The organism is Nonomuraea sp. NEAU-A123 (assembly GCF_018603905.1).
In the GTDB taxonomy this organism is placed as follows: Bacteria; Actinomycetota; Actinomycetes; order Streptosporangiales; family Streptosporangiaceae; genus Nonomuraea.
On the sequence record NZ_JAHFZZ010000003.1, the window covers coordinates 699,636 to 721,618 of the forward strand.

At 69.1% G+C, this 21,983-nt stretch carries 19 protein-coding genes, 1 tRNA gene and 1 riboswitch; of the genes, 8 read left to right on the plus strand and 12 right to left on the minus strand.

Annotation, left to right across the window (positions count from 1 at the left end; all coding sequences use genetic code 11):
- Nucleotides 1-10: 10 nt before the first annotated feature.
- The 7 genes from pknB to KLK06_RS11735 all read right to left on the minus strand — a co-directional run bounded on the left by pknB (nucleotide 11) and on the right by KLK06_RS11735 (nucleotide 8,713).
- Nucleotides 11-1,867 (minus strand): Stk1 family PASTA domain-containing Ser/Thr kinase, encoded by a 1,857-nt coding sequence (gene pknB, locus KLK06_RS11705; RefSeq protein ID WP_214635372.1) that lies wholly within the window; start codon nucleotides 1,865-1,867, stop codon nucleotides 11-13.
- A gap of 84 nt (nucleotides 1,868-1,951) precedes the next feature.
- A complete protein-coding gene (locus KLK06_RS11710) occupies nucleotides 1,952-3,319 on the minus strand; it encodes a protein kinase (RefSeq protein ID WP_214635373.1) in 1,368 nt (455 codons plus the stop codon).
- A 21-nt stretch (nucleotides 3,320-3,340) separates the two neighbouring features.
- Nucleotides 3,341-4,804, minus strand: a complete 1,464-nt coding sequence (locus tag KLK06_RS11715) for a penicillin-binding protein 2 (protein ID WP_214635374.1) — start codon at nucleotides 4,802-4,804, stop codon at nucleotides 3,341-3,343.
- Nucleotides 4,801-6,192: an FtsW/RodA/SpoVE family cell cycle protein gene (locus KLK06_RS11720; RefSeq protein WP_214635375.1), complete on the minus strand. Its 1,392-nt coding sequence runs from the start codon at nucleotides 6,190-6,192 to the stop codon at nucleotides 4,801-4,803. The genes KLK06_RS11715 and KLK06_RS11720 overlap by 4 nt, the downstream gene beginning before the upstream one ends.
- On the minus strand, nucleotides 6,193-7,488 hold the full coding sequence (locus KLK06_RS61395; protein ID WP_214635376.1) for a Stp1/IreP family PP2C-type Ser/Thr phosphatase: 1,296 nt from the start codon (nucleotides 7,486-7,488) through the stop codon (nucleotides 6,193-6,195). It lies immediately after the preceding gene.
- A complete protein-coding gene (locus tag KLK06_RS11730; RefSeq protein ID WP_214635377.1) occupies nucleotides 7,485-7,955 on the minus strand; it encodes an FHA domain-containing protein in 471 nt (156 codons plus the stop codon). Before KLK06_RS11730 ends, KLK06_RS61395 begins: the two co-directional genes overlap by 4 nt.
- 17 nt (nucleotides 7,956-7,972) lie before the next feature.
- Nucleotides 7,973-8,713 (minus strand): DUF3662 and FHA domain-containing protein, encoded by a 741-nt coding sequence (locus tag KLK06_RS11735; protein ID WP_214635378.1) that lies wholly within the window; start codon nucleotides 8,711-8,713, stop codon nucleotides 7,973-7,975.
- Nucleotides 8,714-8,912: 199 nt separating this feature from the next.
- On the opposite strand from KLK06_RS11735, the gene KLK06_RS11740 reads away from it, so the two are divergent.
- Nucleotides 8,913-8,995: transfer RNA gene (locus KLK06_RS11740), tRNA-Leu, on the plus strand.
- Between the two features lie 317 nt (nucleotides 8,996-9,312).
- On the opposite strand, the gene KLK06_RS11745 is transcribed toward KLK06_RS11740, so the two are convergent.
- Together KLK06_RS11745 and KLK06_RS11750 are read right to left on the minus strand one after the other, a co-directional pair.
- Nucleotides 9,313-10,329 carry a hemolysin family protein gene (locus KLK06_RS11745; RefSeq protein WP_214635379.1) on the minus strand — a complete coding sequence of 339 codons (1,017 nt, stop codon included), beginning with the start codon at nucleotides 10,327-10,329 and terminating at the stop codon, nucleotides 9,313-9,315.
- Nucleotides 10,326-11,672 (minus strand): hemolysin family protein, encoded by a 1,347-nt coding sequence (locus tag KLK06_RS11750; RefSeq protein ID WP_214635380.1) that lies wholly within the window; start codon nucleotides 11,670-11,672, stop codon nucleotides 10,326-10,328. The genes KLK06_RS11745 and KLK06_RS11750 overlap by 4 nt, the downstream gene beginning before the upstream one ends.
- A gap of 260 nt (nucleotides 11,673-11,932) precedes the next feature.
- On the opposite strand from KLK06_RS11750, the gene KLK06_RS11755 reads away from it, so the two are divergent.
- Nucleotides 11,933-13,213 carry an LCP family protein gene (locus KLK06_RS11755; protein ID WP_308168203.1) on the plus strand — a complete coding sequence of 427 codons (1,281 nt, stop codon included), beginning with the start codon at nucleotides 11,933-11,935 and terminating at the stop codon, nucleotides 13,211-13,213.
- 46 nt (nucleotides 13,214-13,259) lie between these two features.
- Here the strand turns inward: KLK06_RS11755 and KLK06_RS11760 are convergent, their stop codons facing one another.
- Nucleotides 13,260-13,913, minus strand: a complete 654-nt coding sequence (locus tag KLK06_RS11760) for a GPP34 family phosphoprotein (protein WP_214635381.1) — start codon at nucleotides 13,911-13,913, stop codon at nucleotides 13,260-13,262.
- A gap of 23 nt (nucleotides 13,914-13,936) precedes the next feature.
- On the opposite strand from KLK06_RS11760, the gene KLK06_RS11765 reads away from it, so the two are divergent.
- Entirely contained in the window at nucleotides 13,937-14,542 is a 606-nt protein-coding gene (locus KLK06_RS11765) for a TenA family protein (protein WP_214635382.1), read from the plus strand.
- A gap of 43 nt (nucleotides 14,543-14,585) precedes the next feature.
- Nucleotides 14,586-15,464, plus strand: a complete 879-nt coding sequence (locus KLK06_RS11770) for an Fpg/Nei family DNA glycosylase (RefSeq protein ID WP_214635383.1) — start codon at nucleotides 14,586-14,588, stop codon at nucleotides 15,462-15,464.
- Nucleotides 15,465-15,468: 4 nt separating this feature from the next.
- Here KLK06_RS11770 and KLK06_RS11775 read toward each other — a convergent pair whose 3' ends face one another.
- Nucleotides 15,469-16,890, minus strand: a complete 1,422-nt coding sequence (locus tag KLK06_RS11775; RefSeq protein WP_214635384.1) for an MFS transporter — start codon at nucleotides 16,888-16,890, stop codon at nucleotides 15,469-15,471.
- Between the two features lie 76 nt (nucleotides 16,891-16,966).
- Between KLK06_RS11775 and KLK06_RS11780 the strand changes: the two genes are divergently transcribed.
- The 3 genes from KLK06_RS11780 to KLK06_RS11790 all read left to right on the plus strand — a co-directional run bounded on the left by KLK06_RS11780 (nucleotide 16,967) and on the right by KLK06_RS11790 (nucleotide 19,369).
- Nucleotides 16,967-17,404: a helix-turn-helix domain-containing protein gene (locus tag KLK06_RS11780; protein ID WP_214635385.1), complete on the plus strand. Its 438-nt coding sequence runs from the start codon at nucleotides 16,967-16,969 to the stop codon at nucleotides 17,402-17,404.
- A complete protein-coding gene (locus KLK06_RS11785; RefSeq protein WP_214635386.1) occupies nucleotides 17,401-17,724 on the plus strand; it encodes a rhodanese-like domain-containing protein in 324 nt (107 codons plus the stop codon). The genes KLK06_RS11780 and KLK06_RS11785 overlap by 4 nt, the downstream gene beginning before the upstream one ends.
- 201 nt (nucleotides 17,725-17,925) lie before the next feature.
- Nucleotides 17,926-18,035: riboswitch (TPP riboswitch) on the plus strand.
- Nucleotides 18,026-19,369, plus strand: a complete 1,344-nt coding sequence (locus tag KLK06_RS11790; RefSeq protein ID WP_214635387.1) for a cytosine permease — start codon at nucleotides 18,026-18,028, stop codon at nucleotides 19,367-19,369. Its footprint overlaps the riboswitch before it by 10 nt.
- A 49-nt stretch (nucleotides 19,370-19,418) precedes the next feature.
- Here KLK06_RS11790 and KLK06_RS11795 read toward each other — a convergent pair whose 3' ends face one another.
- Nucleotides 19,419-19,985 carry a methylated-DNA--[protein]-cysteine S-methyltransferase gene (locus KLK06_RS11795; protein WP_214635388.1) on the minus strand — a complete coding sequence of 189 codons (567 nt, stop codon included), beginning with the start codon at nucleotides 19,983-19,985 and terminating at the stop codon, nucleotides 19,419-19,421.
- A 96-nt stretch (nucleotides 19,986-20,081) separates the two neighbouring features.
- Between KLK06_RS11795 and KLK06_RS11800 the strand changes: the two genes are divergently transcribed.
- Nucleotides 20,082-21,950: a PAS domain S-box protein gene (locus tag KLK06_RS11800; RefSeq protein ID WP_214635389.1), complete on the plus strand. Its 1,869-nt coding sequence runs from the start codon at nucleotides 20,082-20,084 to the stop codon at nucleotides 21,948-21,950.
- Nucleotides 21,951-21,983 lie beyond the last annotated feature (33 nt).

Consider the following 21,983-nt stretch of genomic DNA (forward strand, 5'->3'; position numbering starts at 1 on the left):
CGGCTTGGGGTCAGCCCAGGTCGCCGTCGTCGATCGGTGAGTCGTCGGTCGGCTGTGTGTCGTCCGTGGGCTCTTCCGTAGGCTGCTGCGAGTCGTCGGTGGGCTCGGCCGTCGGCTGCTGCGGGTCTTGCGTCGGCTGCTGCTCGGGGCCCGTGGATACCACGATCGTCACGGTGGTGTTGGGGTTGACCTTGGCGCCCGCTTCGGGGCTCTGCTGGATGACCGTACCCTTCGGCTGGTCGCTCGGCTGTGAGTCCACCTTTGACCTGAAGCCCGCCCCCTTGAGCGTCTTGACGGCTTCCTGCTGGGTCAGGCCGATCACGCTAGGGATGTCGGAGAGAGCCTTGGGCACGTAAAGGGTGACCGTGCCGTCCTTCTCGACCTCCTCGCCGGCCTTGGGGTCGGTCTCGATGACCTTGCCCTGCGGCTTGCTGGAGACCTTGGTGGTGATCGTGCTGGTCAGCCCGGCTTCCTCAAGGATCTTGTTGGCTTCCTCGGTCGTGGCGCCGACGAGCCCCTCGGGAACCTTCACCTTCGGCGGCCCCTTGGACACGAACAGCTTGACCGTGGAGTCCTTCGGGACCTCGGTGCCCTCGGCGGGATCGGTCTTGATCACCGTGCCCTTTTCGAACTCGGCGCTGGCCTGCGGCACCACCTCGGGCTTCAGGCTCAGAGCGGTGAGCTGGGCCTGGGCGGCCTTCGAATCCTGCGTGGAGAGCGAGGGGACCTTGATCTGCCCGGTGGTCTTGTCGCCGCCGCTGCTGAACACCGCGTAACCGATGCCGATGAACGCCCCGATGATCAGCAACGGGATGATGATCCAGGCCGCGGTCTTGAGCGCCTGGTTGCCGCCGCCGCCGGACGCGCGCCGCCGGCCGCCACGGCCGGTGTGCCCGTCGTCGTACTCGTACGGCGGGACCGCCCGGGTGCCCTGAGTGGCCGGGCCGGTGGCGGCCTGGGTCGCCGTCATCATGCGGGTGCCCGCGCCGTAGTTGCCGGTCATCGCCATCGTCTGGGCGTCGATCGGTTGGCCGGACACCGCCCGCTGGATGTCTGCCCGCATCTCGCCCGCGTTCTGATAGCGGTGCGCGGGATCCTTGGCCATGGCCTTCAGCACGATCGCGTCGCACCACGGGGGAATCTCGGGGTCGATCTGCGACGGCGGGATCGGCTCCTCGCGCACGTGCTGGTAGGCGATCGCCACGGGGGAGTCGCCGGTGAACGGCGGCTGACCGGTGAGCAGCTCGTAGAACACGCAACCGGTGGAATAGATGTCGCTGCGGGCGTCGACCCGCTCACCACGTGCCTGCTCGGGCGACAGGTATTGGGCGGTCCCTATCACCTGCGCGGTCTGCGTCATCGTCGCGGCCGAGTCGGCCATCGCGCGGGCGATGCCGAAGTCCATCACCTTGACGTCGCCGGCGCGGGTGATCATGACGTTGGCGGGCTTGATGTCGCGGTGGACGATGCCGCCGCGGTGACTGTAGTCGAGCGCCCGCAGGATGCCGTCGACAAGCTCGGCCGCCCGCTCCGGCAGCAGCCGCCGGTCGGCCCGCAGCAGGTCACGCAGCGTCCTGCCGTCGACGTACTCCATCACGATGTAGGGCACGGGGGCGCCCTCGCTGACGTCCTCACCCGTGTCGTAGACCGCGACGACGGCCGGGTGGTTCAGCGAAGCCGCGGACTGCGCCTCACGCCGGAAACGGGCCTGGAAGGTGTGATCGCGCGCCAAATCCGAGCGGAGAGTCTTGATCGCGACTATGCGGTCCAGCCGGATGTCTCGGGCGCGATAGACCTCGGCCATGCCGCCGCGCCCGACGACGCCGTCGAGCTCGTAGCGACCTCCGAGTCGCCGAGGCTGAGTCATTTCCTGCACTGTCCCTTACCGTTCATCTTGGGTACCGGCCTGCTCGGGGGGGACGCCGGTGTCCATCATCGACCCCGTGGCGCATCACGTCTTCTCCTTCGGCGGGTTTGTTACCCCGGGGTCAGGCGAAGCGCTTGGTGTCGGACTTTTCGGTGTCGTGGTGGGCGTTGGGGTTGGTGTCGGAGTCGGGGTCCGGGTGGTCGGCGTCGGCTTGGGGGTTGGCTTCCTCGTTGGACTTGCCGACACGCTTACCGTAGCCGACCGCGAGGGTACCGGCCTCTTCGACTTCACCGTAATCACCGGCGGTCGTCGAGTGTGAGCTTTGGCCCGAGGCGGCTTCGAGGTCGGAGCGTGGCTCGCCGACTCCGACGGGTCGGCGACGCTGGGCGGGCCGGGCACCGCGTCGCGTTCCATTAACGTGAAGGCGCTGAGCCCGACGGCGGCGGCGCATCCCGCGCTGGCGACCAGCGCCAGCGTCAGCCGGCCCCGGCGGCGGCGGGGTCCGGTGATCGAGCCGGTGGGCGACGCGTGCATCGTCGTGCCCGGCGAGCCGCCGAAGTCGTGGGTCGTGTGCTCGGCCGCCGGCTGCCGCACCCGGAAGCCCGCCGGGTCGGTGAGCATGCTGAGCTCGGTGGCCGATTCGCCGCCGGCCAGTGACTCGCGCAGCATGCGGGCGCGCTCGGCGACATTGATCGCCGATGTCGGCCGGTGCCGCGGGTCCTTGATCAGCAGCGTCATGACCAGCTCGCGCACCGCCGTGGGCACGTCGGCGCCGAGCGGCGGCGGCGGCTCGTTGAGGTGCATGAGCGCGATCGCCACCTGGCCCTCGGCCTGGAACGGCGTGCGCCCCGACAGGCACTCGTAGGCCACCACGCCCAGGGAGTAGAGGTCGGTCGAGGGGGTGAGCGGCAGGCCCTGCGCCTGCTCCGGGCTGACGTATTGGGCGGTGCCGAGCACGGTCCCCGTCAGCGTCACCGGAGCCGCCTCCACGGCGCGGGCGATGCCGAAGTCGGTCACCTTGATGGCGCCCTCGGACGTGACGAGCAGGTTGCCCGGCTTGATGTCGCGATGGATGACCCCCGCCGAGTGGGCGGCGTGCAGCGCCTTGGCCGTCTGGTGGACCACGTCGAGCGCCACATCGGGGCCGAGCGCGCCGTTGCGGGCCAGGATGGCGGACAGCGGCTCGCCGTGCACCAGCTCCATCACCAGGTAGGCCAGGTCGCTCTGCTCGCCGTAGTCGAAGATCTGCGCGATGCCGGGGTCGCCCAGGGCGGCCGTGATCCTGGCCTCGTTGCGGAAGCGGCCGCGGAAGGTGGGATCGGCCTGGATGTGGCTGCGCAGCACCTTGACCGCGACCTCGCGGCCGAGGAGCTCGTCCCGGGCGCGCCAGACATCCCCCATACCGCCCGAGGCGATGCGGGAGAGCAGAAGGTAGCGGTTACCGAGCCGCATGATCCAGCAGCGTAGCGGTCATCACTTGTTCAGCACCGCCTCCATGACGGCCTTGCCGATCGGCGCGGCGGTGTGGCCGCCCGTCGCCTCGGCGCCGACGTTGGCGGCGCCCGACTCGACGATGATCGCGACCGCGACCTTCGGGTCGTTGGCCGGCGCGAAGCTGATGAACCAGGCGTGCGGCGGCAGGTTGCCGGTGGTCTCCGCGGTGCCCGTCTTGCCCGCCACCTCGACGCCGGGGATCTGGGCCAGGTTGGCGGTGCCGTTGTTGACGACGCTGACCATCATCTCGCGCAGCTTGCCCGCCGTCTCGGAGCTGACCGCCTCCGACAGCTCCTCGGGCTCGGCGTCCTGGATCGAGTCGCCCTTGGAGTCAGTGATCTTGTTGACCAGGTACGGCTTCATGACCTTGCCGTCGTTGGCGATGCCCGCGGCGATCATGGCCATCTGCAGCGGAGTCATCTGGTTGCTGCGCTGGCCGATGGAGGCCATGGCGACCGCCGCCTGGTCCTCCTTCGGGCCGAAGGAGCTCTGGGCCACCGACATCGGGATGGTGATCTGCTTCCCCATGCCGAACTTCTCCGCCTGCTCCTGCATCTTGTCGTAGCCGAGCTCCATGCCGATCTTGCCGAACGGCGTGTTGCAGGACTTCTCCAGCGCGTAGACCAGCGGGACCTGTCCGGCTCCGCAGGCCGCGCCACCGTAGTTGGGCAGTTTGATGCTGGTGTTGGGCAACTGGAGCTGCTGCGGGGCGTCCACGACCGTCTGGGGGCCGCGGCTGGAGTCGTCCTCGAGGTATGCCGCCGCGGTCACCACCTTGAACGTGGAGCCGGGCGGGTAGGTGCGGTCGGTGACGCGGTTGAGCAGCGGCTGGCCCTTGTCCTTGGCCAGCTTGTCATAGAGGGGGAACACCTTGCCCTTGTCGGTGTCCGACAGCTCGGCCGGTTCGTAGGTGGGCAGCGACACCATCGCCAGGATCGCCCCGGTCTTCGGGTCGAGAGCGACGACCGCGCCGCGCTTGCCGCTCTCGCGCAGCGCGTCGTAGGCCGCCTTCTGGGCCTTCGGGTTGATCGTCACGTCGACGTTGGCGCCCTTGGTGGGCTCGCCGGTGAACAGGTCGATGCTCCGGCGCAGCAGCAGGTCGGGGCTGGAGCCGTCGAGCAGTTTGTTCTCGGACGCCTCGATCTGCGAGGCGCTCTCCGGCGAGAAGAAGCCGGTGATGTGGGCGTAGAGCTTGCCGTCGGGGTATTTCCGCAGGAAGCGGAAGTCGCCTTCCTTCTGTTCGACCGACTGCGCCAGGATCACCTTGCCGCCGGCGGTGATGCGGCCGCGCTCGACGGCATAGCGGTCGTAGTAGTTGCGGGTGTTGCGGGCATCGCTGCTGTAGGTTTCGGCCCGCCCGACCTGCAGGATGTTCACGTTGATCATCAGGAGCGCGAACATGGCGAGGCAGGCTACGGCCACGCGCTTCAGAGTGCCGTTCATCGCTGGAACACCTGCGTCATTCCTTCGTTCTGGATCGCCTGGGGTGGAGGCTGCCGCGCCGCGTCCGACATGCGTACCAGCAGCGCGATAAGGATCCAGTTAGCCAGCAGCGCGGATCCGCCCTGGGACATGAACGGGGTCACCAGTCCGGTCAGCGGGATCAGGTTGGTCACGCCGCCGACGATGATGAACACCTGCCAGGCGAGGATGAACGACAGGCCGCCCGCCAGCAGTTTGGAGAAGGGGTCGCGGGCGGCGAGCGAGGTGCGCAGCCCGCGCTCGACGATCAGCGCGTAGACCATCAGCAGCGCCATCAGCCCGGTCAGCCCGATCTCCTCGCCGGTGGCGGGGAAGATGAAGTCGGAGAAGGCCAGCGGGATCAGGTCGGGATGGCCCTGGCCCAGGCCGGTGCCCATGATGCCGCCGGCGCCCAGCCCGAACAGGCCCTGCATGATCTGGTAACTGCCGCCGAACGTGCGGTTGTAGAAGACGTTGCTGCCGGGGTCGAGCCAGACGTCGAACCGGTCGCCCACGTGGCTGAAGATCTGCCCGGCCAGCCACGCGCCGCCGACGAAGAGCAGGACGCCGATCAGCACCCACGAGGTGCGCTGCGTGGCGACGTAGAGCATCACCACGAACGCCCCGAACAGCAGCAGGGACGAGCCCAGGTCCTTCTGCATGACCAGCACGCCGATGGCGACCACCCAGGTGATGATCACGGGGCCGAGGTCGCGGGCCCTGGGCAGGTCGATGAAGAGCAGCCGCCGCCCGGCCAGCGCCAGCACGTCGCGCTTGGCGACCAGGTAACCGGCGAAGAAGATGACCAGCGCGATCTTGGCGAACTCCGCGGGCTGGATGCTGAAGACGCCGGGGATCCCGATCCAGATGCGCGCGCCGTTGATCTCCTGGCCGACCACGGGGAGCAGCGGCGAGACGAGCAGGCCCAGGCCGATCAGCCCCGCTGTGTAGGTCATCCGCTGCAGCATGCGCTGGTCGCGCAGCACGATCAGCGTCACCGTGAAGAGCACGACGCCCGCGCCGGTCATGATGATCTGGCTGGTGGCCGACGCGCCGGCCTGGAGCTTGCAGCCGCAGTTCTCCAGCCGGTAGATCATGACCAGGCCGAGCCCGTTGACCAGCGTCACGAGGGGAAGGATGAGGGGGTCGGCCCACGGCGCCCATTTGGCGAGCACCAGGTAGGCGGCCAGCATCAGACCGCCCAGGCCAAGGCCGTACGTCAGCATGCCGGCCGGGATCGTGCCGTTGAGCCCCAGCCCGACGTTGGCATAGGCGCCCATGACGATCAAGACCGCGAACGCCAGCATGGCCAGCTGGGCGCCACGCCGCTTGGCCGGCATCAGGACAGGTGCTTCCGCCACTTCACTCATCTACTGCGGCTTCGCCTTCGTCTTCGTCGCGCTCGGGGTGGGTGAGGCGCTCGCGCTCGGGGTGGCCTTCTGCTCCGTCTGCTCGGCCGTGGCCTTGAAACCGTTGATGCGTGTCATGCCCTCCGCCACGGTCGTGACATCGATGCCGCCCTTGACCAGCGCCTGGTCGGGCTCGGAGAGCTGGGAGAGCGGCTTGCCGGTGTGCTGCGCGACCGAGAAGAACTGAAACGGCCCCACTTCCTGGCGGATGCCCCGGAAGACGACCACCTCGTCGCCCTTGGCTCCGACGAAGAACTGGTCCTGAGTCCACTGCCAGCCGAAATAGCCGCCGACGCCAATAGCGACGACGGCCACGCCCAGCACCGAGACCAGCATGGGCCACACCCGGCGCCGCTTGACCGGCCGCCGGACCGCCTGTGGGCCCGAATCCTCGAAGTCGTCATCGGTCAGCACCGGCTGGGGCGCGGTCACCGCACCGGCCCGCCCCGGCGAGGTGTCCTGCGGCTCGTGCCGCAGGCGGGTCATGCCCGCCGCCCCGACGATCGCCACCTCGCCGGGCACCTGCTGCCCGTCGGTGAGCTCCAGCACGTCTGCCAGCACGCAGGTGATGTTGTCGGGCCCACCGCCTCTGTTGGCGAGGTCGATGAGCTGGCGTACGACCTCTTCCGGGTCGTCGATGTTCGTGAGCGTGGCGTGCAGCGTCTCCGCGCTCACCACTCCGGACAGCCCGTCGGAACAGAGGAGATAGCGGTCGCCCACCTGCGCTTCGCGCAACGTGAGATCGGGATCGACCTCGCCGCTCCCGTCGAGTGCCCGCAGCAGGATCGAGCGCTGCGGGTGCGTCGCCGCCTCCTCCGGCGTGATGCGCCCGTCGTCGACCAGTTGCTGCACCAGTGTGTGATCGTGGGTGATCTGGTAGAGCTCCCCGCGTCTGAGCAGGTAGGCGCGCGAGTCGCCGACATGCACCAGAGCCACCGAGGTGCCGTGCCAGAACATGGCGGTCAGCGTGGTGCCCATGCCCTTGAGGCTGGGGTCCCGGCCCACCATCTCGTGCAGCTTGCGGTTGGCGTCGCGTACCGCTGCCTCGATGGCGTTGAGCAGGTCACCACCCTGTTGAGCCTCTTCGAGAGAGGCCATTGCGGCGATGGCGACAGAACTCGCCACCTCACCGTGTGCGTGTCCGCCCATACCGTCGGCGACGGCTAGCAGGCGGCCGCTTGCGTACGCCGAGTCCTCGTTCCCTTCGCGGAGGAGGCCGACGTCCGAGCGGGCGGCGTAGCGGAGTGCGATGGTCATTTGCGCAATTCAATGACTGTCTTGCCGACGCGGATCGGAACACCGAGCGGCACCGGGGTCGGGCGGGTGACTTTTGAGCGGTCGAGGTATGTGCCGTTGGTCGAACCGAGATCTTCCACGATCCACTGACCGTCCTGAGGGAAGAGCCGGGCATGCCGGCTGGAAGCGTAGTCGTCTGTGACTACCAGCGTGGCGTCGTTCGCCCGGCCAATGGTGATGGGCGTCTCCGTGAGATTAATGGTGGTGCCTTGCAGCGGGCCACCCGTCACAACGAGCTGGCGTGGCTCGCCCTTCTTATTCTTCGGCTTAGCCGCCGGTTTGGTGGGCTTGATGCCCTTGCGTGGACCCGCGGGGGCCGTACGTGATCCGAACAAGTCAGTCCGGATCACGCCGACTGCGGCAATGACGAAGAACCACAGCACAGCCAGGAAGGCGAGCCGGATCAGCAGCAGCGTGAGCTCGGACATGGACCGTTTGTCTACCCCTAATCGCGCCGGAACACCAGAGTCGTGCGTCCCAGGGTCACTCGCGTGCCGTTCTGGAGCTCGACTCTGCGTACCGGCTGGCCATTGACGAACGTGCCGTTCGTCGATCCGAGATCGACTAGGGCGACTAGCTGACCCTCGACGCGCAACTCCGCGTGGTGGCGAGAGACGCCGGGGTCGACAAGACGAAGATCGCAGTCGGTGCCCCTGCCCAGCAAGGTCACCGGAGTGGTGAGCTCGTAGGAGCGGTCGCCCTGCGGATCGTCCTGAGTGGACACGAGCAGCCGGGGCCGCCCGTTGAAGGCATTGGGCCTGGATGGTGGCAGATCACTCGCCGGCTGGCGAATCTCGTCCTGCTCCACAGTGGCGCCGCGGATGACCCCCGACCTGATGCGGAACAACCCCACTGCCAGGTCGGCGGCGGTCTCGAAACGGACCCGGACCGGTCCCACGAAGGAGTAGCCCTGTTCTTTGGCGTACTCCCTGGCGAGGTTGGCCAGCTCGTGGCTGATGCTGTCGGCATAGACCTCAAGCCGCTCGCTGTCGGTCGTGGACAGCTCCACCACGAAGTCGTTGGGCACGAGCGTCCGACCTTGAGCGACGATCGCCGCACGCTCATCCATCTCCCGCTGAACCGCGCTGGCGACCTCGACCGGCTGAAGGTCAGATTTGAACGCCCGCGCAAAGGCCCCCTCAACCAAGCCTTCGAGCCTTCGCTCGAAGCGCTGAAGGACTCCCACCGGGTACCTCCCTTCCTCCGTGCATATGATCGCGGCCACCGGACGCTCGCCGCGCCTGGCCTCCGCTCGTCCCACGTCGCGGGTGGTCCCGGCGCTCGTCGGCTGTCGCGCCCAGCTCCTCCGCTCCCGTGTCTTATGCGATCGTATCCGGGTTCAGTACCAGCGGCTGTTCCGTGCTACTGTTTCTCCGCACCCACAAGGGCGGGTGGCGGAACGGCAGACGCGCACGGTTCAGGTCCGTGTGTCCGAAAGGACGTGAGGGTTCAAATCCCTCCTCGCCCACTCGGTGACAGGGGACCCATGGTCGCGACCCTTACGGGATCGCTTCCCTCGGTCCCCTCGTCGTTTACACCGGGGGATAACCCCCGGGCCCCCAGCGGGAGACCCGCTCGTGGTTGGTCTGCCGTATGAGACTTTGCCTTTTGCTCTGCCTCCTAAGCGCAGACCTACACTGACGAAAGAGGGCCCCGGTTCGCAAGAGCCGGGGCTTTTTGATTTTTTTGGGAAGCTTCTGGCGGTTGGACGGTAGGGCTGGCCGGTTGCAGTTTGCTTTCGGATTGGTTTCCGGCCGGGCGTGTGGTTTTGGACACACTGGGGGGTTAGGCGGCCAATGCTCGGGTGTCTAGGAGTTCGCCTAGTAGGTCGGTCAGGCTTACCATGCCGATGATCTTGCCGGTCTGGTCTGTGACCAGGGCTAGGTGGGCTCGGGCCTCTTGCAGTGCTGTCACTGCTTCGGGGGATTGGGTTACGCAGGGCAGCTTGGGGACTGGGTGGGCCAGTTCGGCCGCTGTGCGGTTGGGGTGGAGTAGGGCGTCTCGGGCGTGGAGGACGCCTTGTACGTCGTCTGTGGTGCCCACTAGGAGCCTTAGATGACCGCTCTCCGCTGTTGCCTGTCTGATTCTCTTGGCGTCGGCCGATGGTGGGACCGTGACGAAACGGTCGACCGGGACCATGAGGCGTTCTATGCCCTCTGCCTGTAGGCGGAGGGCTCTTGTGAGGAGGTCGTGTTCTTCTCTGTCCAGGAGGCCCATGCGGCCTGATTCGCCTACCAGCATGGCTAGCTGGCGGGGGGTTCTTGTTGTGGCCAGCTCGTCTCGGGGGCTTACGCCGAATAGGCGGAGGATCACGTTTGTCAGGCCGTTGAGGGTGGACAGCAAGGGGCGCATCAGCCAGGTGAAGGCGCGGAAGGGGAGTGTCAGGATCAGGGCCGCTCGTTCGGGGTGGGTCAGTGCCCAGGACTTCGGCGCCATTTCGCCCACCACCATGTGGAGGAATGTGACCAGAGCCAAGGCGATGGTCAGGGCGATCGGCATGCGCAGTGATTCCGGTATGCCGACTGCGGCGAAGACCGGCTCCAGGAAGTGTTCGATCGCGGGCTCGGTCACCTGCCCCAGGCCCAGTGTGCAGAGGGTGATGCCGAGTTGGGCGCCGGCCAGCATCAGGGAGAGTCGTCGGCCGCCGCCTACCGCTGACTTCGCGGTGATGCGTACCAGGCGGTTGCCGTGAGCCGCCATCTCCTCCAGGCGGTGCCGCTTGGCGGAGACGAAGGCGAACTCGGCCGCCACGAACAGCGCGTTCAGCAACAGCAACACCAGGCTGATCAGGATCATCGTCATCGGGCCGCCTCCGCGTGCTGAACCGGTGCCAGCCGTACCCGTTCGGGCACGCGGCGGTTGAGCGACAGGACGGTGAGTTCGGCCAGGTGTTCCTGGTCGTTCTCGGCGAACGGGTCCATCTCCGGAATGACGGGCACGGTCACGGTGTCGCCGGGGTCGGGCATGCGCCCCAGCCTGGCGAGGACCAGCCCGGCGAGCGTGTCGTAGTCGTCGCTCTCGGGCAGCGAGACGCCGGTGGCCCGCTCGACCTCGTCGAGCCTGAGCCGGCCCGGCACCTCCCAGATGCCGCCCGGCTGCTCGACGGCGCCGTCGGGCTCCGGGTCGTTCTCGTCGATGAGCTCGCCGACCAGCTCCTCCGCCAGGTCCTCGATGGTGATGACGCCGGCGAGGCCGCCGTACTCGTCGATGACGCAGACGAGGTCGTCCTTGGACGAGCGCATCTCGTTCAGTACGGCGGGCAGCGGCAGCGAGTCGGGCACCAGCACCGCGGGGCGGGTGATGCCGATGATCGGGCCGTCGTCGAGACCGGACGTGATCAGCTCGCGCACACCCGTCACGCCCATCACGTCACCGTCGGTGCCGAGCACCGGGTAGCGGGAGTGGCCGCACTCGCGGATGGCCTCCACGAGGTCGGAGACCGGCTGCGAGTCGCGGACCACGACCACGCGCGGGCGCGGGACCATGATCTCCTCGGCGGTGCGGTCGCCGAACTCCAGCGCCCGCTCCAGCAGCTCGGACAGGCGCGGGGGCAGCTCGCCCGCAAGGGTGGACTCGGCGATGATCCGCGAGAGCTCCTCAGGGGTCGCGCCGTGCTCCACCTCCTCGACGGGCTCGATGCCCACGAGCCTGAGCAGGCCCGTGGCCGCCGAGTCGAACAGCCGGACCACCGGGCCGACCACGGTGAGGTAGGCCAGCGTGGATCCGGCGAGGAACTTGGCGACGGGCTCCGGACGGGCGATGCCGAGATTCTTGGGCGCCAGCTCGCCGAGGACCATCTGCACGACGGTCGCGACGAACACCCCGATGGCCACGGACAGGCCGGTGACGACCCCTTCGGGTAGACCGGTGTCGGTCAGCCATGGGCCGACGATCGTCGCGATGGCGGGCTCGGCCAGGAAGCCGACCAGCAGCGCGGTGACGGTGATGCCCAGTTGCGCGCCGGAGAGCATGAAGGAGAGGCGGGAGGTCACTTGGAGGGCCTTCTCCGCGGCCGGATCGCCGGCGGCGGCCTGCTCACGCAGGAGACCCCGGTCGGCGGCCACGAAGGCGAACTCTTGCGCGACGAAGTAGCCGGTCGCGGCGGTGAGCAGGAAGAGGGCCAACAGCCCGAGATACGCGCTCACCGTGGTGAGCTCTGGAAAAGAGAGTACTCAGGGGATCCCGTGCGTGTGCACGGGCGAATATTCCATGGGTCCGGGGCGGACACGATCATCCCTTCGATGGCGGAAGTCCATAAACCGTAACGATGGGGTTGGCAGCAATGTTTCCGAAGTGACGCTCCGCTAGTTCTGCGTACTTTTCCGTGGGAAAACCTTGGTGAGACGTCTTCACTGGTGGGGGGTTGGACGTAGCGTCTATGACAACCGAAGGGGAAAGAGGCCAAGTGTCTGAGGAAGACCGGACGCGAGCCATGCGCTCGCCGGGCGATGGCCGCCCGCTGCCCGGCAGGAACGCCGACGGCGCGCGCTCAGGCGGTGCTCCCGCGCATCGGATCCCGTCGGCGCAGCAGGTTCCGCCGACGGCTCAGCAGGCGCCGCCGGCGAACCCGCTGCCCGCCGAGCCGGTCTCCGACGCGCCTCGGGCCGGGAGCTCGCGCGTGTACGGCCGGCAGCGCTCTGGCGGCAGCCCGATCAAGCCGTTCACGCCCAAGTCGGAGTCATCCCCGTCCGGCCCGTCGGGTCCGTCGGGTCCCAAGCCGCCGCGCAGGCGGATCAAGGGCCGGACCATACTGACGATCGTCGCCGCCGTGGTGGCGCTGCTGCTCGTGGTGGGCGTGGGCCTGTTCTTCTGGATCGACTCGCGGCTGACCGGGATCCCCGGCGTGCTCGACGACTACGCGGGCCGTCCCGCCGACACCCCGGGCACCAACTGGCTGCTCGTCGGCTCCGACAGCCGCAAGGGCCTGTCGGCGGCCGACCGTAAGAAGCTCGCCACCGGCCGCGCGGCCGGTCAGCGCACCGACTCGATGATGCTCCTGCACATTCCCGCAGGCAGCGACAAGCCGACCCTGGTCAGCCTGCCGCGTGACTCGGCGGTCACCATCCCCGGCAAGGGCCGCAACAAGCTCAACGCCGCGTACGCCTTCGGCGGCCCCAAGCTGCTGGCCCAGACGGTCGAGACCGTCACCGGGATACGCGTCGACCACTACATGGAGATCGGCTTCGCAGGGTTCGTGGACATCGTCGACGCGGTCGGCGGCGTCGAGATCAACGTCCGCGCCGCGGTCGACGACCCCAAGGCCGGACTGAAGCTCAAGAAGGGGCTCCAGACGCTGACCGGCGGCCAGGCGCTCGGCTACGTCCGTACCCGCAAGGGCGGCGCGCTGCCCGACTTCGAGCGGACCAAGCGCCAGCGCCAGTTCCTCGGCGCGGTCGTGAAGAAGGCGGCCAGCCCCGGCGTGCTGATCAACCCGTTCACCTCGATCCCGCTGGCCATGAGCGCCACCGACGCGGTGGCCGTCGACTCGAGCACGGGGGCGTTCGACATGCTCTCTCTGGGCCTGGCCATGGGCGACAGCCCGGTGACCACGGTCGTGCCGTTCGGCGGCAACGAGATCGCGGGCGGCGGCAGCGCGGTCAAGTGGGACAAGGAGAGGGCCCTGGCCCTGTTCAACGCGCTCAAGGAGGACAAGCCGGTGCCGAAGGAGATCATCGACGCCGGCTGACCCCGCGTCTCCGGAGGGTCCGGTACGGCCTGCCGTACCGGACCTTTCAGTTACCTGAGGCGATGGCGCCGATGGCGGCGGTCGAGGCGGCGATGACGAGGACCGAGTTGATCGCGGCGATCGTCTTGGCCACCGCGTCGCCCGCCCACTCTCCTTCGGCGATCTCCTTGACGCGTTCCTTGCTCGCCCCGGGGAACGCCTTGCGGTCGAGCTTGGCCGCGTACATGACGGCGATGAGCACCGCGGTGCGCGCGTCGGGCTCCGCGCCGGCCAGCACGTCGCCCACGCGCTGCCTGACCTCCGCCTCGACGCTGCCGTCGGCCTCCGGCCAGCGGGTGGTGGGGAAGATGCCGAGCACCCGGCCGCGCTCCTCGGTCAGCACGCCCGCCTCGGCGAGCCGGGTCAGCAGGCGCCTGCGCAGCTTGGTGGAGTGGAGCTTCTGAACCCACCAGTCGGGTTTGCGCTCCTTGCTCTCCTCCGCGATGCGACTCAGCGCCGCGTCGAGCTCGTCGTCGCCCAGCGGGGCGGCGTTCTCGACCGACACCTTCTTGTCGGTCAGGGCCACCCGCTCGTTCACCGCCAGCTCCGCCAGGATCGCGCCGCCGAGCGCCGGATCGAGCTGGGTGGCGCCGATGAGTTGCTTGCCCTCTTCCTCGCTGTAGGCGAGCAAGAGCAGTTCCTCCGCGATCGTGACACTCATCCTTTGACACTAACGTGCCGTTCATGGGTATCTCGGAGAAGCTGCACGCGGTGGGGCGCCCCCTCCTCGACGCGCAGCTCGCGCATCCCACCGTGGTGGGCATCGGGCGTGGCGATCTGGCGGAGCCGGTGTTCCGGTCGTGGCTGGAGCAGGACTACCTGTTCCTGCTGGACTATGTGCGGGTGTTCGCGCGGCTGGCCTGGCAGGCGCCGGCCGCGCATCTGGGCGACCTCGTGGACCTGGCGCACACGACCTTCCATGACGAGCTGGGCCTGCACCGGGAGCTGTCGGCCCCGTTCGGGGCGGACCTCGAGAACGCGCGGAAGGGACCGGCGTGCGCGGCCTACACGGCGTTCCTGCTGGAGTCGGCCGCCGATTACGGCGAAGGGCTGGCGGCGCTTTATCCATGTATGTGGGGATATTCAGAGCTTGGCCAGATGTTGGTGAAGAATTTGCCCACCGAGCCGCGTTACCGCAGGTGGGTGGAGACGTACGCCGATCCCGGCTTCGCCGCGCTGACCGTGCGGATCGGCCAGATGATCGACGAGGCCGGGCCCGAGCCCGCGCGCGCCGAGGCGCTGTTCGCCGAGGGCATGGCGCACGAGCTGGCGTTCTGGGACGTGCCGTAGTTGTCCACAGGCTGTGGACGACCATGGCACGTACCCTGGTGGCATGCCGGAACTCCCCGAAGTGGAATCGCTCGCCGGTTTCCTGCGCGAGCGGGCGGTTGGCCGTACCGTCCTGGGTGTCGACGTGGTCGCCTTCTCGGCGCTCAAGACGTTCGACCCGCCGGTCACCGCGCTCGGCGGGCTGACCATCACCGGCGTGGCGCGGCACGGCAAGTTCCTCGACCTCGACTGCGACGGGCTGCACCTGGTCATCCACCTGGCCCGCGCGGGGTGGCTGCGCTGGCGCGAGGACCTCTCGGGCGCGAAGCCGGTCCGTCCGGGCAAGGGCCCGCTCGCGGCACGCGTGCGGCTGGCGCCCGATGACGAGGGGCTGGCGCCCGGGTTCGAGCTGACCGAGGCGGGAACGCAGAAGCGCCTCGCCGTCTATGTCACGAAAAATCCGGATGACGTGCCGGGTGTCGCCGCCCTCGGCCCCGACCCCCTCGACGACGCCTTCACCGTGGCCGCGCTCAAGGCCATCCTGGGCGGCAGCCGTACCCAGGTGAAGGGCCTGCTGCGCGACCAGAAGGTCATCGCGGGGATCGGCAACGCCTATTCCGACGAGGTGCTGCACGCGGCCAAGATGTCCCCGTTCAAGATCGCCGCCACCCTCACCGACGCCCAGATCGCCGACCTGCACGAGGCCATCGTCACCACGCTGCGCGAGGCGGTCGAGCGGGCGCACGGCCTGGCCGCCAAGGACCTCAAGGCGGAGAAGAAGTCCGGCCTCCGTGTGCACAACCGCGCTGGCCAGGCCTGCGACGTCTGCGGTGACACGATCCGCGAGGTGTCCTTCGCGGACTCCTCGCTCCAGTACTGCCCCACCTGCCAGACAGGCGGCAAGCCGCTCGCCGACCGCCGCCTGTCCCGCCTGCTGAAGTAACGCTTCACGCCCTGACGGCGACGGACTCCTCGGCCGCTCCGGGCTGGTCGGTGGGGGCGGCCGGGCGGCGGCGGAGGCCGGTGGCGATGACGAGCGCGGCGACCGCCGTGGCGGCCACCGGCACCAGCAGCGCCGTCCTGATGGCCGCCAGCCCGGCCTCGGCGGAGGTCGCGTCGCCGAGCGCCGCCACGCTGACGGCCGTGACCATCGACAGCCCGAGTGCCGCGCCGAACTGGAAGGCCGTGTTCAGCAACCCGCCGGCCAGCCCCTGCTCGTCCTCCGCGATGCCATCCGTCGCGACGATCGTGAGCGGGCCGTACACGAAGGCGAACATCAGCCCGATCAGCAGCATCGACGGCAGCATGGCCGCGTACGACCAGTCCATCCCGACCCCGATGAACAGGCCGTAGGCCGCCAGCCCGGACAGCAGGCCGCCGAAGATCACCCGGGCGTTGCCGTACCTCTGCACCAGCCAGGGGGTCAGCGTGGGCGCGAGCACCACGTCGGCGGCGGCGGCGAGCAGGGCCAGGCCGGTCTGGACGGTGGACCAGCCGCGCAGCTCCTGTAGGTACAGCGTGATGAGGAACTGGAAGCCGAAGAACGACGCGGTGAGCAGCAGCGCCGTCAGGTTGGCGCGCACCAGCGGCGCGGAGCGCAGGACGCCGAGGCGGACGAGGGGTGTGGCCGCCCGCCGTTCGATCGCCACGAACGCCGCCAGCAGCGCCACGCCTCCCGCGAACGCGCCGATGGTCCAGCCGGGGCCCTCGGCGGGGTGCTCCAGCCGTACGAGGCCGTAGACCAGCAGCGTCATCGCGCCGGTGATGGTCGCCGCCCCCGCCAGATCGACGCCGCCGGCGGGCCGGGGCGTGCGCTGCTCCTTCAGCACCGGGACGGCGATGATCAGGATCGTCAGCGACAGGATGACCGGCGCGAAGAAGACCCAGCGCCAGCCGATCGAGCTCAGCAGGCCGCCGATCACCAGCCCGAGCGCGAACCCGGCCGCGGCCGTTCCCGCGTACACGAGCAGCGCGCGGTTGCGCTGCCTGCCCTCGGGGAAGCTCGTGGTGATCAGCGACAGCCCGGCGGGCATCATGAACGCGGCCGCGACACCGGTGAGAAACCTGGCGACCAGCAGCACCCACCCCTCGGTCGCGAACCCGCCCAGCCCGGAGCACACCACGAACACACCGAGCCAGAGCAGAAACATCCTGCGCCTGCCCAGCAGGTCGGCCGCCCGGCCGCCGAGCAGGATGAAGCCGCCACAGCCCAGGACGTAGGCGCTCACCACCCCGCTCAGCATGCCCGTGGACAGCCCCAGATCCGCCCTGATCGACGGCAGGGCCACGTTCAGCATCGCCACGTCGGTGCCCTCGATGAAGACGGCCCCGCACAGCACGATCAACATGCCCCAAGCGCGTTTGGACATGATCAACCCCCGGTTACTTATCGGCATCTCGGTTATCTCTTGTAACCGTGCAAATGATCCGGCAGCATGAGATCCCATGGAAGACGGCACTTCAAAGTCACCCGGTTACTGCGAGGGCACCGTGGACGACGACGACTACGACGTGCGGCAGTGGGACACCAGGGAGGACTGCGAGGTCCGGCAGATACTCGACCGCGTCGCCGACAAGTGGTCGCTGCTGGTCATCGCCCTGCTCGACTGCAAGAGCCTGCGCTTCACCCAGTTGCGCCGCGAGATCGACGGCGTCAGTCAGCGGATGCTCAGCGTGACCCTGCGCCACCTGGAGCGCGACGGCCTGGTCAGCCGTACGGTCTATCCCGTGGTGCCCCCGCGGGTCGACTACGCGCTCACGCCCCTCGGCCGGACCCTGCACCAGACGATCAAGAGCCTGGTCACCTGGACCGAGGAGCACCAGCGGGAGATCGCCGAGGCGCGTGCCGCCTACGACGAGCGACGCGAGATGATGGAGGCATGACGGTTCCAGAGATCCCGGCCAGCGACGTTCCCGCCGACGGCTACCTGCTCGACGTGCGGGAGCAGGACGAATGGGTGGCGGGGCACGCGCCCGAGGCAGTGCACATCCCGATGACGCAGATCCAGGGGCGGGTCGAGGAGGTGCCGGGCGACCGGACCGTCTACGTGGTCTGCCGGGTCGGCGGCCGGTCGTTCCAGGTCACGGCCTGGCTCAACCAGCTCGGGCGCGAGGCCGTCAACGTCGACGGCGGCATGCAGTCTTGGGCGGGTGCGAGCCGTCCGATGGTCAGTGAGACGGGGCACCCGCCGTTCGTCGCCTGACGGACGACCGGTCAGTACTTCTTGATGTCCCAGGCGTGACCGACGGCCTCGTGGTGACTGCTGGGGCAGACGGCGATCATGGCGGCGATCTTACTGGGATGAACCGCCCTTATATGGCTTTTCGGACGATCACCGACGGAGGGTGTGAGACCCCCTGTGGTCAGTTGCCTCCTGCATAAGGCAAGATGAGGGCGCAAACTGCACAACTGACGCGGGAGCTCGGGGCGCCGGGCTGAGAGGGTAGCGAGCCGCTGCCGACCGCTTGAACCTGTCCGGGTAATGCCGGCGTAGGGAGTGAGCGATGACACATGTCGTTGACGAAGTTCCGCTGACCCTCGAGGGAACTCCCCCCAAGACGCTCGGGCTGCTCGACCAGGGTGCCCTGTGGGCGAACCTGGCCGTGAGCCTGCTGGGGTTCAGCGGAGCGCTGTTCCTGCTCGACCCGCTCGGCGGGGCCCCGCTCACCCTGGCCGCCGCCCTGGCGGCCGCGCTGGTCGGCAGTCTGGTCGGCACGGCCATGGTGGGGCTGTCGGCCATTCCGGGCACGCAGACCGGGCGGCCGGCGATGGTGCTGCTGCGCGGGTTGTTCGGGGCGCGGCTGTCGTACATCCCGACCGTGCTCAACATCGTCCAGATGATCGGGTGGGGCGCCTTCGAGCTGTGGGTGATCTCCAAGGGCGCCATGGCCATCTTCGGCGACGCCGTGCCGTACCAGGTGTGGGTGGTGGTGGCGGGGGTGCTGACCACGTCGCTGACCATCTGGCCGCTCGGGTCGATCCGGCTGCTGCGGCGGTACGTCACCATCGGGGTGATCATCTCGCTCGTCTGGTTCGCGGTGGAGTTCCTGTCGAAGGCTCCGCCGCAGAGCGGCGGGTCGTGGACGGCGTTCGCGCCCGCGGTCGACTATGTCATCGCGCTGTCGGTCTCGTGGGTGCCGATCGCGGCCGACTTCGCCCGGCACTCCAGGTCGAGCCGGGCGGCCTTCACCGGTGTGGTCGGGGGCTACACGCTGGCGCAGGTCGCCTGCCTGGGGCTGGGCGTGTACGCGGTGGCTATCGCCGGGTCCGCCGCGGTGACGGCCGACGGTACGGCCGTGTTCGGGCCGTTCGTCGCGGCGCCGCTGGGGGCGCTGTTCTTCGCGATCCTGGTGCTGCGGGAGGCCGACCAGTCGTTCGCGAACGTCTACTCCACGACCATGTCGCTGCAGAACCTCATGCCGCGCGTCGACCGGCGGGTCTTCTCGATCGCCATCGGCGTGCTTACCACCGGCATCGCGCTCGTGGTCGACGTGAACTCGTACGGGGCGTTCCTGGGGGTGATCGGGGCGGTGTTCGTGCCGATGTTCGCGGTGCTGGCGGTCGACTACTTCCTGCTCGGCGGGTACGCGCGGTGGAACACCGAGGAGGACGCGCCCGCCCGCTGGTCCATGCTGGTGCCCTGGGCGCTCGGCTTCGTGGCGTACTGGCTGACCACCTCCACGCCCACGGTCGCGCCATGGGACCACCTCTGGGCGGTGGTGCGCGAGGCCATCGGGTTCACCCGGCAGCCGTGGATGAACGGCGCGCTGGGCGCGGCCCTCGTGGCGGCGCTGGTGACGCTGGCGATCGGCGCGGCGGCCAGGCGCGCGGCGAGCACCCGCCGCTGAGCGCGGGCGTCAGGCTTTGTACACGGGCGTCAGGCTTCGCGTACGGGCGTCAGGCGCGCGAGCGCTGCTCGACGTTGAGGAGGTGGCGTTTGGCCGCCTGGCCGCCCGCGTAGTCGCCGAGCTCGCCGTCGGCCGGCACGATCCGGTGGCAGGGCACGATCACGCAGACGGGATTGGCGTTGAGCGCGTTGCCGACCGCGCGGAGCGCGCGTGGCCGGCCGATGCTCTCGCCGATCTCGTCCAGGGTCGCCGTGTTGCCGTAGGGCACGGCCATCGTCTTCTGCAGCACCGTACGCGCGAACGACGTGGCGATGGACAGGTCGACCGGCGTGGCGAAGGCCCGCAGGCGGCCGGAGAAGTAGGCGTCGAGCTCCCTGCGCACCGGGTCGAGTCGCCCGGGGTCGGGCCCGATGAACGCGCCGACATGCCTGACGACCAGCTCGAAGACGGTGTCCTCAGCCTCGAAGCTGCACGCCACGACGCCCTTGCCGCTCACCGCCAGCACCAGCCGGCCGACCGCGCCGTCATAGGTGCCGAACGCCACATCGGGCGGCACCTCGCCGCGGTAGGTGGCGGAGGTCACCCGCAGCAGGGCATCGAGATCGCCACTCGACATACCCGTCACCTTCTTCCCCCGCCTGGAAAGGCCGTGCCCGCAGCGTATCGGACGGATCGCCCGACGAACGCCGCACGCCACAGGCACTATGGAGGTGTGGGTGACGACAGAGCAGGCAGTGACGATGAGATCGCACGCGCGGTGCTCGCCAGCTCGCCCAACGCCGTGATCGCGCTCGACCGGGATCAGACCGTACTCGTCTGGAACCGCGCGGCGGAGCGGCTCTTCGGCTGGTCGGCCGAGGAGATGCTGGGCCGCAGGGCGCCGATCGTGCCGGGGGAGCTGACAGCGGAGCACAACGCGGTGCTCGAACGCGTGCGCACGGGTGGCCAGGTGTCGCTGCGCACCAAGCGGTTGCGCAGGGACGGCACCGTGCTGGATCTACGGGTCGACACGAGCGCGTTGCTCACGGGCAGCGCCGTGGCGGGCTACGTCTTCGTGCACCATCTGACCGAGGCCGACGAGGCCGCCAGGACCCGCATGGCGCGGCGGGCCAGGCTGGTGCGCCGGCTCACCGACGTGGTCGGTGACATCAACGCCGAGCTGGAGCTGCCCGCGGTCCTCGACCGCATCGCGGCCAGCCTGACCGAGCTGACCGGCGCCGACGCGGGCGGCTTCGTGCTCATCGAGGACGAGCGGCTGCGGCTGGTGAGCGTTCACCAGCTGCCCGACTCGCTCAAGGGCGTGACGGCCGAGCTGCGCACCAGCCTGGTCGGCAAGCTCTTACGCACCGGCAAGACGGTGATGCTGGAGTCGCAGGGCCTCGGCGACCTGGTCTGGGCCGAGCTCGACGGGCTGCACACGATCGCGCTCGGGCTGGCCGCGGTCGGCGGGCGTCCCTATGGCGCGCTGTACGCGCTGTTCGCCAAGCGCAAGCCCGGCCACCTGGAGCTCGAACTCCTGGAGCTGCTCGCCGGGCACGCCGGCATCGCGGTCGGCAACGCGGTGGCCTACCAGGAGGCGGTACGCCAGCGGGCGCACGAGCGGGCGGTGTTCGACGCCAGCGCCGACGGCATCGCCGTGCTCGACCGGGCAGGGCGGGTCAGCCAGTGGAACCCGGCCGCGGCCGAGCTCACCGCGATGCCGGTCGAGGCCGTCATCGGCGGGCCGCTGCCGTTCCCGCTGCCCAGCCCGGGGGAGAAGCTCACCTACCAGTTGGAGACCGGGCGCTGGCTGGACGTGGTCAGCGCCGAGATCGAGGAGACGGGAGAGGTGGTCATCGACTTCCGCGACGTGACCACGGCCAAGGAGCTGGAGGAGGCCAAGGACCTGTTCCTGGCCACGACCAGCCACGAGCTGCGCACGCCCATCACGATCGTCCGCGGGTTCGCCAGCACGCTCGACTCGCGCTGGGACAAGCTGAGCGACGCCGAGCGCCGCGCCGCCGTCCACACGATCGCCGAGCGGGCCAGGTCGCTCGGGCAGCTCATGGACCACCTGCTGCTCGGTGCCAGGGCGGGCGCCGACGAGCCGCCGGTACGCATCGAGGCGTTCGATCTGGCCGAGCGGATCCACGCGGCCACGCTCGGGCTGCCCGTGCTGTCCGACAGGCACCGGGTCGAGGTGGCCATCTCCGACGCCCTGCCGCACGTCAGGGGCGACGCCCTCGCCACCGACATCATCCTCGGCCAGTTGCTGGAGAACGCCTTCAAGTATTCGCCGAGGGGCGGCCTGATCAGCGTCGGCGCCTGGCCCGAGGAGGACGCCGTGGTCGTGGTCGTGGACGACGAGGGAGTCGGCATCGCCGCGCCGGACCGCGAACGGGTCTTCGAACGGTTCGTCCAGGTCGACAGTGGTGACCGGCGCAGGTTCGGTGGAGTCGGCCTTGGGCTCTACATCGTCCGCAGCCTCGCCAGGGCCCAGGGCGGCGATGTCAGCGCTCATCCGCGACCCGGCGGAGGCACCCGAATGCGCCTCGTGTTGGGCAACGCTTCTCTTATCCGATCCGACACACCGATGCGGTAACGACGTGGTCACAGTTGAGCTGATCTATCGTCC